At 68.3% G+C, this 13,344-nt stretch carries 11 protein-coding genes; 10 read left to right on the forward strand and 1 reads right to left on the reverse strand.

Annotation, left to right across the window (positions count from 1 at the left end):
* Positions 1-93: 93 nt before the first annotated feature.
* Positions 94-1,101 (reverse strand): LysR family transcriptional regulator, encoded by a 1,008-nt coding sequence (locus GBZ48_RS02280; protein WP_343049130.1) that lies wholly within the window; start codon positions 1,099-1,101, stop codon positions 94-96.
* A 323-nt stretch (positions 1,102-1,424) separates the two neighbouring features.
* On the opposite strand from GBZ48_RS02280, the gene GBZ48_RS02285 reads away from it, so the two are divergent.
* The 10 genes from GBZ48_RS02285 to GBZ48_RS02330 all read left to right on the forward strand — a co-directional run bounded on the left by GBZ48_RS02285 (position 1,425) and on the right by GBZ48_RS02330 (position 13,336).
* Complete coding sequence (locus GBZ48_RS02285; protein WP_174469520.1) at positions 1,425-2,747, forward strand: M20 family metallopeptidase; 1,323 nt, start codon at positions 1,425-1,427, stop codon at positions 2,745-2,747.
* A 26-nt stretch (positions 2,748-2,773) separates the two neighbouring features.
* Positions 2,774-3,565 (forward strand): class II aldolase/adducin family protein, encoded by a 792-nt coding sequence (locus GBZ48_RS02290; RefSeq protein ID WP_174469521.1) that lies wholly within the window; start codon positions 2,774-2,776, stop codon positions 3,563-3,565.
* Positions 3,566-3,647: 82 nt separating this feature from the next.
* The gene (locus GBZ48_RS02295) at positions 3,648-5,303 is read left to right on the forward strand and encodes an ABC transporter substrate-binding protein (protein WP_174469522.1); all 1,656 of its coding nucleotides are present in this window, start codon (positions 3,648-3,650) and stop codon (positions 5,301-5,303) included.
* Between the two features lie 259 nt (positions 5,304-5,562).
* Complete coding sequence (locus GBZ48_RS02300; protein ID WP_174469523.1) at positions 5,563-6,543, forward strand: ABC transporter permease; 981 nt, start codon at positions 5,563-5,565, stop codon at positions 6,541-6,543.
* On the forward strand, positions 6,540-7,382 hold the full coding sequence (locus GBZ48_RS02305; protein WP_174469524.1) for an ABC transporter permease: 843 nt from the start codon (positions 6,540-6,542) through the stop codon (positions 7,380-7,382). The genes GBZ48_RS02300 and GBZ48_RS02305 overlap by 4 nt, the downstream gene beginning before the upstream one ends.
* A gap of 49 nt (positions 7,383-7,431) precedes the next feature.
* The gene (locus GBZ48_RS02310; RefSeq protein WP_174469525.1) at positions 7,432-9,078 is read left to right on the forward strand and encodes an ABC transporter ATP-binding protein; all 1,647 of its coding nucleotides are present in this window, start codon (positions 7,432-7,434) and stop codon (positions 9,076-9,078) included.
* Positions 9,079-10,059, forward strand: a complete 981-nt coding sequence (locus tag GBZ48_RS02315; RefSeq protein WP_174469526.1) for a ketopantoate reductase family protein — start codon at positions 9,079-9,081, stop codon at positions 10,057-10,059.
* A gap of 49 nt (positions 10,060-10,108) precedes the next feature.
* The gene (locus GBZ48_RS02320; protein ID WP_174469527.1) at positions 10,109-11,350 is read left to right on the forward strand and encodes a Zn-dependent hydrolase; all 1,242 of its coding nucleotides are present in this window, start codon (positions 10,109-10,111) and stop codon (positions 11,348-11,350) included.
* 28 nt (positions 11,351-11,378) lie between these two features.
* The gene (locus tag GBZ48_RS02325; protein ID WP_174469528.1) at positions 11,379-12,431 is read left to right on the forward strand and encodes a histone deacetylase family protein; all 1,053 of its coding nucleotides are present in this window, start codon (positions 11,379-11,381) and stop codon (positions 12,429-12,431) included.
* Complete coding sequence (locus GBZ48_RS02330) at positions 12,428-13,336, forward strand: DMT family transporter (RefSeq protein WP_174469529.1); 909 nt, start codon at positions 12,428-12,430, stop codon at positions 13,334-13,336. Before GBZ48_RS02325 ends, GBZ48_RS02330 begins: the two co-directional genes overlap by 4 nt.
* The last annotated feature ends 8 nt before the right edge of the window (positions 13,337-13,344 follow it).

Consider the following 13,344-nt stretch of genomic DNA (forward strand, 5'->3'; position numbering starts at 1 on the left):
CCTTGGGCGTTCATCAAAGCGGTCGAAAAAATCCAGCGTCGAAACAATTCCGTTATCACACGCCAACCGGCCAATGGCCTAGCTATCCAATCGTCAGCCCCGAAGAAGGTCGCTGTCGGAATTCCCCTCGGCCACCCCGGCAAGCTCCCGGGCCGGCGCGGTGGCAAGCGCCGTCTGCAGATAATCGAGGAAGGCCCGTTCGGCGCGGTTCAGCTTGGCCTGCTCGTTCCAGATCAGGTGGACGTTGACCGGCGCGATGCCCTCATAGGGCGGCAGTTCCCACAGCAGGCCGTCGGCCACGTCGCGGGCGGCGATGTGTTCGGGCAACGGGCCGATGCCCAGGCCGCAGACGATCATCCGCCGCACCTCCTCCAGATTGGCCGACGAGGCGACGACACGGCCGGCGAAGCCCTCCCGCGCACGGAACAGGGTCAGGGGGGACAGGGCACCGTCGATCTGGTCGGAGGTGAAGGAGACGAAACTCTCGTGGCGCAGTTCGGCGATGTCGATGTCACTTTGGCCGAACAGGCGGAAATCCGGACCGCAATAGAGACGGTAGGTCTGGCGCAGGAAGATCTGGCTGGACAGTCCGGGGATCGGCTCGCGCAGCAGGCAGATCGCCATGGCGCCGACCCGCTGCTGCAACGCGATGTGCGCGTCGGCCGACGCCATGACGTCGATGCGGAAGGTCACCAGCGGGTACATGCGGTGGAATTCCCGCAGCGAGCGGTCGAGCAGCGGGGTCTGGATGCGGCTGGTCATCAGGATGTGGACATGGCCGCTGATCTCGTCCTTGGCGTCGCGCACCAGGGCGCCCAGGCGGGACACGGTGGCGTGGATCGACACCGCCTCGTCATAGACCTGTTCGCCGGCGGCGGTGACGGCGAAGCGGCCGGGGCCGCGGTCGATCAGGGCGCGGCCAAGCTGCTCCTCCAAGCGCTTCAGGGCGAGGCTGACCGCCGGCTGCGTCAAAAACAGGCGGACGGCGGCCCTGGTGATGCTGCCCTCCTGCACGATCACCATGAAGGTGCGCAGCAGGTTCCAGTCCATCTGCTGGCCCAGCCGGGCCAGGGCCTGCCGTTCCGCCTCGGTTTCGTTCACCGTCCCACCCCCTCGATCGCTGCCCGATTTCGGTGCATCGCTGCTGCCGCCCAAATTCTACGCACATGAGTGCGTTGTGAGCAACTGCGGCATAAATCAGATTCATGGGCGAAATGAAAAATGCTTATTTGCCTGATCGATTGGATGCCTTCCTAATCGACACATGGCGGCCTTCAAGCATCGCCATGCCGGATACCGCATAATGCACCGCTATGGCGGCCATATCCATTATGGATAGGCCGCACCGCAACAGCTTCGTCTTTTTCCACCCGTCCGTGCATCCCTGCCGCAGCAGCGAAATGGATTCGGGCAAAGGATTTAGAATGACACGAGATACGGCAGACCGTCTCGACCATGTGTTGCCGGACCCCGGCCTGCGCGCCGCGATCCTCGACGCCGCCGACGCGGCGCAGGGCGATTGCGTGTCGCACCTGTCCGACCTCGTCCGCCAGCCGTCGCTGCTGGGGGACGAGTCCGGGGCGCAGGCGCTGATGGCCGACCGCTTCGCCGCACTTGGTCTGGAGGTCGACCGTTTCGACATCGACGAGCAGGCGATTTCCCGCATGCCGGGCTTCTCGCCGCCGGTTCTTCCCGGCGCCTATGCCGGCCGCGAGAATGTCGTCGGCGTGCACAGGCCGCGTGACGCGAAAGGCCGCTCGCTGATCCTGAACGGCCATATCGACGTGGTGCCGACCGGCCCGGCGGAGCTGTGGACCACCCCGCCCTTCGAACCGCGGATCGCCGACGGACGGCTCTATGGCCGCGGGGCCGGCGACATGAAGGCCGGCATCGCCGCCTACACCGCCGCCTTCTCAGCATTGCGCACGCTGGGCTACCAGCCGGCCGCCCCGGTCTATCTGCAGTCGGTGATCGAGGAGGAATGCACCGGCAACGGCGCTCTCGCCTGCCTGCATCGCGGCTATCGCGCCGACGCCGCCGTGATCCCGGAGCCGTTCAACCACTCCATCTCCATCGCCCAGGTCGGCGTGATGTGGGTGCGGCTGGTGCTGACCGGCACGCCGGCCCATGTGCTGGACACCTCGGCCGGTGTGAACGCCATCGAGGCGGCCTATGCGCTGGCGGCGCATCTGAAGGCGCTGGAGGTGCGGTGGAACGAGCCGGCCTGCCGCCACCCCGCCTTCTGCGGCCATGCCCATCCCGTCAACATCAATCTCGGCCGGATCGAGGGCGGTGAGTGGCCGTCGTCAGTCCCGACGCGCTGCGCGCTCGACCTCCGGCTCGGCTTCTTCCCCGGGCAGGAGCCGGAGGCGGTCCGCGCCGAGGTGACCCGGGCGGTGGAGCAGGCGCGCTCCACCGACCCGGCCCTGTCCGGCGTCGGCATCGAGCTGCAGTGGAACGGCTTCCAGGCCGCCGGCTGCGAGATCGACCCGGCCCACCCGCTGGTGACCATGCTGGCCGACAGCCATCGCGCCGTGCGCGGCGGCGATCCGGAGCTGGTGGCGCTGACCTGCACCACCGACGCCCGCTTCTTCCAGCTCTATGGCGACACGCCTGCGACCTGCTACGGGCCGGAGGCGACGCGCATCCACGGCATCGACGAATCGGTGTCGCTGGACAGCCTGCGCGACGTGACGCGCGTGCTGGCGCTGTTCATCGCCGGCTGGTGCGGCCTGGAACCTGTTTGATCCCTTTGCCTGACGAGACCCGCAAGATGATCGCCAAGACGCTGACCGCAACCGCCGCCCATGCCCCCCGCGCCAGCGGCACCTATTCCGACGTTGAGTGGAAGGCGCGCACCGATCTGGCCGCAGCCTACAAGCTGTTCGACCGGTTGGGCATGACCGACCTGATCTACACCCACATGTCGGCCCGGATTCCGGACACGCCCGACCATTTCCTGATCAACCCCTATGGCCTGATGTTTCACGAGGTGACGCCCGACAACCTCGTGAAGGTCGACATCGACGGCAATCTGGTTGACGGGCGCGACGGCGACGAGATCAACCCGGCCGGCTTCACCATCCACAGCGCGGTGCACCACGCCCGCCCGGACGTCGGCGCGGTCATCCATCTGCACACCGACGCCGGCATGGCGGTCAGCGCCCAGGCCGACGGGCTGCTGCCGATCACCCAGCATTCGCTGCGCTGGTACAACCGCATCGCCTACCACACCTACGAAGGCATCGCGCTGGATCTGGCGGAGCGGGAACGGCTGGTCGCCGATCTGGGCAACCATCACAGCATGATCCTGCGCAACCATGGCCTGCTGACCGTTGGCCAGGACGTCGCCGAGGCGGCGGTGCTGATGTACTACCTGGAGCAGGCCTGCAAGCAGCAGATCATGGCGATGGCTGGCGGCCGTCCGCTGGTCTATCCGTCGCCGGAGGTCTGCGAGCACACCGCCCAGCAGTATGAGCGTGCCTATCCGCGCGCCGGGGTCCTGGAATGGGACTCGCTGCTGCGCTGGCTGGACAGCACCACCGGCCCGACCGGGCCGCGCTGATCCGCCCGACTTTGCAAAAAGAAGAACGAAGACGACAGGGTCGCATTCGACAACGACACCATCTGGAGACGAGGACACCCGTATGACACGACGCCTTTCCGGTTTCCCCGCCAGCATCCAGCGCGGCTTCCGCCGCAACGTCCACCGCGCCGCCGCCGCCGGCCTGCTGGCCGCGGCACTCGCCATCCCCGGCACGGCCGCCCTGATCGCCGCCCCTGCCATGGCGCAAGAGACGCCGGTCCGCGGCGGTGTCCTCAACTCCATCGTCCAGCCGGAGCCGCCGACCCTGATGCTGGGCCTGAACCAGCAGGGTCCGACCCAGACCGTCGCCGGCAAGATCTACCAGGGCCTGCTGACCTACGACCGCAAGCTCAACCCGCTGCCGTCGCTGGCCGAGAGCTGGACCGTGTCGCCGGACGGCCTGACCTACACCTTCAAGCTGTTCCAGAACGTCAAGTGGCACGACGGCAAGCCGTTCAGCGCCAACGACGTGGTGTTCTCCACCTCCAAGTTCCTGATGGAAGTCCACCCGCGCGCCCGCGCCGCGTTCAGCCGCTGCGAGTCGATCAAGGCGCTGGACGACCACACCGTCGAGTTCAAGTTGAAGGAGCCGTTCCCGGCCTTCATCCAGGCCTTCGAGGTGTCGTCGGCCCCCATCGTGCCGGCCCACATCTATGAGGGCAGCGATTACCGTGCCAACCCGGCCAACAACACCCCCATCGGCACCGGCCCGTTCAAGCTGAAGGAATGGGTGAAGGGCAGCTACATCCAGCTCGTCCGCAACGAGGATTATTACAAGAAGGACCTGCCCTACCTCGACGGCATCACCTTCCGCGTGATCCCGGACGCCGCCAGCCGCTCGCTGGCGCTGGAAAGCGGTCAGGTGCAGCAGACCCAGTACAGCGACCTGGAGCCCTTCGAGGTTCCGCGCATGAAGACGCTGCCGAACGTGACCCTGACCACCGCCGGCTACGAGTTCGTGGCGCCGATGGCGTGGCTGGAGATCAACCACCGCGTCAAGCCGCTGGACGACAAGCGCTTCCGCAAGGCCATCGCCTACGCCATCGACCGCAAGTTCATCCGCGACAAGATCTGGTTCGGCCTTGGCCGCGTGCCGACCGGCCCGATCAACTCGGTGGTCAAGTTCTACGACCCCAAGGTCACGACCTACGAGCCCAACCTCGACAAGGCCAAGGCCCTGCTCGACGAGATGGGACTGAAGCCCGACGGCAAGGGCGTGCGCGCCACCGTCAAGCTGATGCCGATGCCCTATGGCGAGACCTGGACCCGCCTGGGCGAGTATCTGAAGCAGGCGCTGGGCAAGGTCGGCGTTTCCGTGGTCCTGGAAAGCACCGACGCCGCCGGCTGGGCGCAGCGCGTCGCCAACTGGGATTACGAGATCACCACCAACTTCCTCTACCAGTACGGCGACCCGGCGCTGGGTGTCGCCCGCACCTACATCTCGTCGAACATCCGCAAGGGCGTTCTGTTCACCAACACCATGGGCTATTCCAACCCGAAGGTGGACGAGCTGTTCGACCAGGCCTCGCGCGAGAACGATCCGGCCAAGCGCCAGGAGCAGTACAGCGAGGTCCAGCGCATCCTGTCCGACGACCTGCCGGTGGTCTGGCTGCTGGAGATGGAATTCCCGACCTTCCTCGACAAGCGGGTGAAGAACGCCAACACGACGGCCATCGGTGTCAACGACACCTATGAAAGCGTCTGGCTGGCGAAGTAACGAGACCTCCCTCTCCCGCCCCGGGAGAGGGAAGGGGCCCATGCGAAGCATGGGAAGGGTGAGGGGTAGCGCAAGGAACCGTGCGCTTCGGAATTTTTGGATCACCCCTCACCCTCCCCGCCTTCGGCGGGTCCAAGGCCGCTCGCAAGTCTCGCGACCGCGCTCCGCCTACGATCACCTTCGGTGCTCGTCCGGCCTACGGCCGTCGGCTCCACGCCCTCTTCCGGGGCAGGAGAGGGCCAGAATTAGGAACCTGCCCATGCTGGGATTCGCCCAACTTTTCGCGAGCCGCCTCGTCAAGGCCGCCGCGATCCTGATCGCCATCGTGGTGATGAACTTCTTCCTCGTCCATGCCGCCCCCGGTGACCCGGCCACGGTGATGGCGGGCGAGGCGGGGGCCGCCGACGAAAAGTTCGTGACGCAGCTGCGCGAGCAGTTCGGGCTCGACCGGCCGCTCTACGAACAGCTCGGCACCTACATCGGCAAGGTCGTGCAGGGCGATCTCGGCTTCTCCTACCGCCAGCAGCGGCCCGTCTGGGACATCCTGGCGGAGCGGCTGCCGGCGACGCTTGTGCTGACGCTGACCGCCTTCATCCTGGCGCTCGCCGCCGGCGTGGCGCTCGGCACGCTGGCGGCGGTCACCGTCGGCACCTGGGCCGACAGCGCCATCACCGTCGTGGCACTCCTCGCCTACGCCACACCGATCTACTGGATCGGGCTGATGCTGAGCCTCCTGTTCTCCATCCAGCTCGGCTGGCTGCCGGCCTTCGGCTACGAGACCATCGGCGCCGGCTACACCGGACTGGCGCATGTGGCGGACGTGGCGGTCCACCTGATCCTGCCGGTCATCACTCTGGCGCTGTTCTACATGGCGGGCTATGCGCGCCTGACCCGCGCCTCGATGCTGGAGGTGCGCAGCCTCGACTTCGTCAAGACGGCGAAGGCCAAGGGACTGACGCAGGGCCGCATCGTCACCCGCCACGTCCTGCGCAACGCCATCCTGCCGGTCATCACCGTCGCCGGCATCCAGGCCGGACAGCTGGTCGGCGGCTCCATCCTGATCGAGACAGTGTTCGCCTGGCCCGGCATCGGCCGGCTGGCCTTCGAGGCGGTGCTTCAGCGCGACTATCAGGTGCTGCTGGGCATCTTCCTGGTCACGTCGGTGATGGTGATCCTCTTCAACATCCTGACCGACATCCTCTACGGCCTCGTCGATCCGCGCATCCAGGTGTCGCAATGATGAACTCCGATTTCTGGCGGGCCTTCGCCCGCAACAAGGGCGCGGTCCTGGGGCTGGCGATCCTGATCGCCATCGTCGTGCTGGCCGCCTTCGCCTCCGTCCTGTTCCCCGGCGACCCGTGGGAGATGGCGACGGCGCCCTTCCAGCCGCCGCTGTCGGAGGATGCGATGCTGGGCTCCGATATGCTGGGCCGCGACATCGCATCCGGCATCGCACACGGAGCGCGGGTGTCGCTGCTGATCGGCCTGACCTCCACCGCCGCGGCGCTCGCCATCGGCGTCACGCTGGGGGCGCTGGCCGGCTTCCATGGCGGCAAGGTGGACGACGCCATCATGCGCTTCACCGAGCTGTTCCAGACCATTCCGAACTTCGTTCTGGCCGTGGTGCTGGTCGCCATCTTCACCCCCAGCCTGACCACCATCGTGCTCGCCATCGCCATCGTCAGCTGGCCGCCGTTGGCCCGTCTGGCCCGCGCCGAATTCCTCAGCCTGCGCTCGCGCGAATTCGTCCAAGCCGCCATCACCACCGGCCAGAGCAACAGCACCATCATCCTGCGCCAGATCCTGCCGAACAGCCTGTCGCCGATCATCGTGTCGGCCTCGCTGATGGTGGCGACCGCCATCCTGCTGGAAAGCTCGCTCAGCTTCCTCGGCCTCGGCGATCCCAACGCGATGAGCTGGGGCTACATGATCGGTGCCGCCCGCACGGTGATCCGTCAGGCCTGGTGGATGAGCGTCTTCCCCGGCCTCGCCATCGTGCTGACCGTGCTGGCGCTGAACCTCGTCGGCGAGGGGCTGAACGACGCCCTGAACCCGAAGCTCGCCCGGTCGCGGGGGTGATCCGATGAGCCAGTTCGACCTGCTTCGCACCCCGACGGAGACCGCAGCCATGACCACGCCTCTTCTCGATGTGCGCGGCCTCAGCATCGCGCTGCCGCCGGGCGCCGACCGCCCGCTGGCGGTGGACAACCTGACCTTCACCCTGAACCCCGACGAGATTCTCTGCGTGGTCGGCGAGTCCGGCTCCGGCAAGTCGATGACCGCGCACGCCATGATGGGCCTGCTGCCCGCCCCCCATGTCCGGGTATCCGGCGGCAGCCTGCTGTTCAAGGGCAAGGACGTGCTGGCCATGCCGGAGGCGGAGCAGCGCAGCCTTCGCGGCGGCCGCATCGCCATGGTGTTCCAGGAGCCGATGACGGCGCTGAACCCGCTGATGCGGGTCGGCCGCCAGATCGGCGAGAGCCTGCGCGAGCACACCGACCTGCCTGCCCCCGCCCGCCGCGCCCGCGTGGGGGAGCTGCTGGCCCAGGTCGGGCTGCCCAACCCGGCCGAACTGGCCGAGGCCTATCCCTTCCGCCTGTCGGGCGGCCAGCGCCAGCGCGTGATGATCGCCATGGCGCTGGCCTGCCAGCCCGACATCCTGATCGCCGACGAGCCGACCACGGCGCTGGACGTCACCACCCAGAAGCAGATCCTCGACCTGATCCGCTCGATCCAGGCCGAGCGCCACATGGGCATGATGTTCATCACCCATGATTTCGGCGTGGTGGCGGAGATCGCGCACCGGGTGGCGGTGATGCGCCACGGCAAGCTGGTCGAATATGGCGCGGCGTCGGACGTTCTGAACCGCCCGCAGCATCCCTACACCCGGCAGCTGATCGCCTCGGTCCCGCACTACATCGAGCATCGCGACGACCATGCCAAGACGGGTGCGCCGCTGCTGGTCGCCGACAAGGTGCGCAAGGTGTTCAACGTCGGCGGCGGGCTGTTCAAGAAGTCCAAGCCGGTGGTGGCCGGCGACGACCTGTCGCTGACCATCCATCCCGGCGAAACCGTCGGTCTGGTCGGAGAATCCGGATCGGGCAAATCGACGCTCGGCCGCTCCATCGTCGGGCTGATCAAGCCGGATTCGGGCCGCATCCTGTTCGAGGGTACCGACCTGCTGGCGCTCGACCGCAAGGGCTTCCGGCCCTACCGCCGGACGGTGCAGATGGTGTTCCAGGACCCCTACGCCTCGCTGAACCCGCGCCACCGCGTCGGCGACATCGTGGCGCAAGGCCCGGTGGCCTTCGGCGAGGACCACGGCAGGGCGTTGGCCCGCGCGCGGGAGCTGCTGGCGATGGTCGGGCTCGACGGTTCGGCCGCCGACCGCTTCCCGCACGAGTTCTCCGGCGGCCAGCGCCAGCGCATCGGCATCGCCCGTGCGCTCGCCATGGAGCCGAAGCTGCTGGTGGCGGACGAGCCGGTGTCGGCGCTCGACGTGTCGGTGCAGGGACAGGTGCTGGACCTGCTGGACGACATCCGCAGGCGACTGAACCTCGCCATGCTGTTCATCACCCACGATCTGCGGGTGGCGGCCCAGGTCTGCGACACCATCGCGGTGATGCGCCGCGGCAGGATCGTGGAGATGGGCACCGCGCGCGACGTGTTCACCCATCCGCGCGATGCCTACACCCGCAGCCTGCTCGACGCCATTCCCGGCAAGGCCTGGCACATCCCGGACGACCTGCAAAAAATCCCGGCGGGAGCGCACTGAATGAAGGTCGCCATCATCGGAGCCGGCGCCGTCGGCGGGCTGCTGGCCGCCCGGCTGGGCGCCACCGAAGCCGAGGTGACGCTGGTCGCCCGGCCGAACGCCGCATCCGCCATCCGCCGCAACGGCCTGACCATGGTGACGCCGCTGAACCGCGTCGCCCGGCTCACCCCCCGCGTCACCGACGACAGCCTGTCGCTGGGGCCGCAGGATCTGGTGTTCCTCTGCGTCAAGGCCCATGCGCTGCGCGGCACCATCGACACGCTGACGCCGCTGCTGGGTCCGGAGACCGCCATCGTGCCGATGGTCAACGGCATTCCCTGGTGGTATCCGCACCGCCAGCCGGACCCTTTGGCCGACCGGCCGCTCGCCAGCGTCGATCCCGACGGGCTGCTGTGGCGCACCATCGACCCCGACCGGGTTGTCGGGGCGACCAGCTTCGTCGCGGTGGAGGGCGACGGTCCCTGCCGCATCCGCCATGTCAGCGACCAGCGCTTCGTGTTCGGAGATGCCGGAGACCGGGACAATCCCGCGGTCGACCACATCGTGACGCTGTTCGGGCAGGCGGGATTCCAGCCGGCGAAGACCGCCGACATCCGGCAGGCGATCTGGGTGAAGCTGTGGGGCAACCTCGCCTTCAACCCCTTGAGCGTGCTGACCGGATCGACGCTGGGCCGGCTGTGCAACGACCCCGGCACGCGGGAAACCGGCCGCGCCATGATGCTGGAGGCCAAGGCGGTCGCGGAAAAGCTGGGCGTGGTCTTCACTACCAGCGTGGACGAACGCATCGCCATGGCCGCCGGTGTCGGCGACTTCAAGACCTCCATGCTCCAGGACTATGAAGCCGGCCGTCGGCTGGAGCTGGACGCCATCCTGGGATCGGTGATCGAGCTGGCGGACCGCACCGGCGTGGACGTGCCGATGCTGCGCGCCGTGCTGGCGATGGTCGACCTACGGGCACGGGAAAGGCGCGAGGCGGCCTGACCGCTCCCCGCCTCCCTGCCTTCAACGAAAAATTCTGCGTGGAGTTTCCATGTCCCTCCCCTCCAATCTGCCCATCGATGGCCAGCGCCTGTGGGACAGCCTCGCCGACATGGCGAAGATCGGCGCCACCGCGAAGGGCGGCAACTGCCGCCTCGCTTTGTCGGACGAGGACAAGGCCGGCCGCGACCTGTTCGTCTCCTGGTGCGAAGCCGCCGGCTGCACCGTGACCGTCGACCGCATCGGCAACATCTTCGCCCGCCGCAAGGGCCTCGACGACAGCCTGCCCCCGGTGGTGATGGGCAGCCATCTCGACACCCAGCCGACCGGCGGACGCTTCGACGGCGTGTTCGGCGTGCTGGCGGCGCTGGAGGTGGTGCGCTCGCTGAACGACCGCGGGGTGGACACCCTGCACCCGGTCGAGGTCGCGGTGTGGACCAACGAGGAGGGCTCGCGCTTCTCGCCGCCGATGATGGGATCGGGCGTCGTCACCGGCGTCTTTACGCTGGACGAGATTCTCGACAAGGTGGCGCAGGACGGCGCACGGCTGGGCGACGAGCTGGTCCGTACCGGCTACGCCGGCGAGGCTCCGGTCGATCATCCGATGCACGCCTATCTGGAGGCCCACATCGAACAGGGGCCGGTGCTGGAGGTCGAGGGCAAGGAAATCGGCGTCGTCACCGGCGCGCAGGGCCAGCGCTGGTACGAGGTGACGGTGACGGGTGTCGAGGCCCATGCCGGCCCGACGCCGATGCGCCTGCGCCGCGACGCGCTGGTCGCAGCATCGGCGATGGTGCAGGCGGTGCAGCGGGTCGGGCTGGAGACGGCGGGCGATCCCTGCGCCACCGTCGGCATCCTCGACGTCCACCCGCATTCGCGCAACGTCATCCCCGGCCGCGTCTTCTTCACCGTCGATCTGCGCCACCCGAACGCCGACACGCTGGCCGACATGGACCGCCGCTTCCGTGCCGCCGTCGCGGCGATTGCCGAGCAGAACGGGGTGGGCGCCGAGATCGCCGATTTCTGGCACTTCCCGCCGACGCCCTTCGCCAAGCCGCTGGTCGACCGGGTGCGCGAGGCGGCGGCCGGCTTCGGCTTCAGCCACCGCGACATCGTGTCGGGCGCCGGCCATGACGCGGTCTATGTGGCGGGCAAGGTGCCGACGGCGATGATCTTCATCCCCTGCGAGGATGGCATCAGCCACAACGAGGTCGAGAACATCTCCCCCGCCGACGGTGCCCGCGGCGCCGCCGTGCTGTTCGAAACGCTGGTCGCCACGGCTGGAAAGCCCTGAGCCTGTACGCTCTCCGGAGAGGCCCCCCATGAAGTTCGTCCATCACCCCGACGCCGCCCTGCACCGTCCCGCCACTTATTTCAACAAGGGCCTGCTGCGCGCCCTGCCGGAGAAGCCGGAACGGGTCGGCGCGCTGGCCTCGCTGATCGAGAAGCGCGGCGAGACGCTGATCCTGCCCGACGATTACGGCTCCGCCCCGCGCGCTGCCGTGCACACCCCGGCCTATCTTGCCTTCCTGGAAACGGCGCATGCCCGCTGGGTGGCGGAGGGCGACATGGGCGACGTGGTGCTGCCCAACGTCCACCGGATGCAGGCGGCCCCCAACTACCCCACCGGCATCGTCGGTCAGGCCGGCTGGCACATGTTCGACACCGCCTGCCCGATCGGCGAGGGCACCTGGGCCGCCACCTCCGCCGCGTCGAATGCCGCCATCCACGCGGCGAAGCTGGTCGCCACCGGGGCGGACAGTGCGGCCTATGCCCTGTGCCGGCCGCCGGGGCACCATGCCACCCGCGATATGGCGGGCGGCTTCTGCTACCTGAACCATGTCGCCATCGCCGCGGAATCGGTGCTGCCGATGCTGCGCGCCCAGGGCCGCCCGGCGCGTGTGGCGATCATCGACGTCGACGTTCACCATGGCAACGGCACGCAGGACATCTTCTACGAGCGCGACGACGTGTTCTTCGTCTCGGTCCACGGCGACCCGGCAGAGTTCTATCCGCACATGGCCGGCTACGCGCAGGAACGCGGCATCGGCCGCGGCGAGGGCTACAACCTGAACCTGCCGCTGCCCATCGGCAGCGACGAGGCGACGGTGCTGGCGACCATCGGCAAGGGGCTGGATGCGATCCAGCGGTTCGCGCCGGAGATGCTGTTCATCTCGCTGGGCTTCGACACTTTCATCAACGACCCGCTTGCCGCCTTCGGCGTCACCACGCCGGGCTTCGCCCGCATGGGCGCGCTGCTCGCCGCCACCGGCCTGCCGACGGTTCTGGTGCAGGAGGGCGGTTACGCCATCGACGACCTGTCCGCCAACCTGTCGAGCTTCCTGGATGGGTTTGAGGGCAAGACCGTCGCATGACCGCCGTCGCCGCCAGCGGTGCCGGCCGCGATCCCGTCAAATACCTGCTGATCGCCGTCATCAGCCTGTTCTGGGGTCTGAACTGGCCGGCGGTGAAGACGATCCTGACGCAGATGCCGATCTTCAGCCTGCGTGCCATCGGCTTCACCGCCGGGGCGGTTCTGCTGCTGGGGGCAGCGCGTCTGGCCGGGCACCGGCTGCGGGTGGAGCGGGGGGAATGGCCGGCGCTGGCGGCGGCGGGGCTGTGCAACGTGCTGGTCTTCAACCTGTGCACGGCGCTTGGCCAGAGCCTGATGGCGACCTCGCAGGCGGCCATCGTCGCCTTCACCATGCCGGTGTGGGCGACCCTGCTGGCGATCCCGCTGCTGGGCGAGCGGCCGGGGCCGCGCCAGATCGTCGGGCTGGCCTGCGGGCTCTCGGGTCTGCTGGTGCTGCTGGGGCCGGAGGCGCTGTCGGCGCCGCCGTCGCAACTGGCCGGGCCGGCGGTGATGCTGGTGTCGGCGGTGGCCTGGGCGCTCGGCACCATCGTGATGAAGCGGCGGGTCTGGCGCACCCACCCGATGGTCATCACCGGATGGCAATATGTGCTCTGCGCCCTGCCGATGATCGGGTTGGCGGCAACGGAAGTGCGGCCCACGCTGGCCGAGCTTCATCCGGCGGTCTGGGCCGGCTTCGCCTGGCACATCGTCTGCTCGATCTGCGTGGCGCAGGCGCTGTGGTACGTCACCGTCCGCCGCCTGACGGTGGGAGAGGCGGCGGTCAGCACCCTGCTGATCCCTGTCGTCGGGGTCGGCGGCGCCGTGCTGCTGCTGGGCGACCCGGTGACGCCGCGGCTGGCGGCGGCGCTGGTGCTGATCCTCGCCGCCGTCGCCTGCGTGCTGGGACCGAAGCCGGCCGGGCGCTGACGGTACTC

Source organism: Azospirillum melinis (genome assembly GCF_013340935.1).
Lineage (GTDB): Bacteria > Pseudomonadota > Alphaproteobacteria > Azospirillales > Azospirillaceae > Azospirillum > Azospirillum melinis.

Bases quoted from the DNA above. Each gene is read 5' to 3' on its own strand.
- GBZ48_RS02285 (WP_174469520.1), top strand. From the start codon at position 1,425: ATGACACGAGATACGGCAGACCGTCTCGACCATGTGTTGCCGGACCCC.
- GBZ48_RS02305 (WP_174469524.1), top strand. From the start codon at position 6,540: ATGATGAACTCCGATTTCTGGCGGGCCTTCGCCCGCAACAAGGGCGCG.
- GBZ48_RS02315 (WP_174469526.1), top strand. From the start codon at position 9,079: ATGAAGGTCGCCATCATCGGAGCCGGCGCCGTCGGCGGGCTGCTGGCC.
- GBZ48_RS02330 (WP_174469529.1), top strand. From the start codon at position 12,428: ATGACCGCCGTCGCCGCCAGCGGTGCCGGCCGCGATCCCGTCAAATAC.
- GBZ48_RS02295 (WP_174469522.1), top strand. From the start codon at position 3,648: ATGACACGACGCCTTTCCGGTTTCCCCGCCAGCATCCAGCGCGGCTTC.
- GBZ48_RS02310 (WP_174469525.1), top strand. From the start codon at position 7,432: ATGACCACGCCTCTTCTCGATGTGCGCGGCCTCAGCATCGCGCTGCCG.
- GBZ48_RS02290 (WP_174469521.1), top strand. From the start codon at position 2,774: ATGATCGCCAAGACGCTGACCGCAACCGCCGCCCATGCCCCCCGCGCC.
- GBZ48_RS02320 (WP_174469527.1), top strand. From the start codon at position 10,109: ATGTCCCTCCCCTCCAATCTGCCCATCGATGGCCAGCGCCTGTGGGAC.
- GBZ48_RS02325 (WP_174469528.1), top strand. From the start codon at position 11,379: ATGAAGTTCGTCCATCACCCCGACGCCGCCCTGCACCGTCCCGCCACT.
- GBZ48_RS02300 (WP_174469523.1), top strand. From the start codon at position 5,563: ATGCTGGGATTCGCCCAACTTTTCGCGAGCCGCCTCGTCAAGGCCGCC.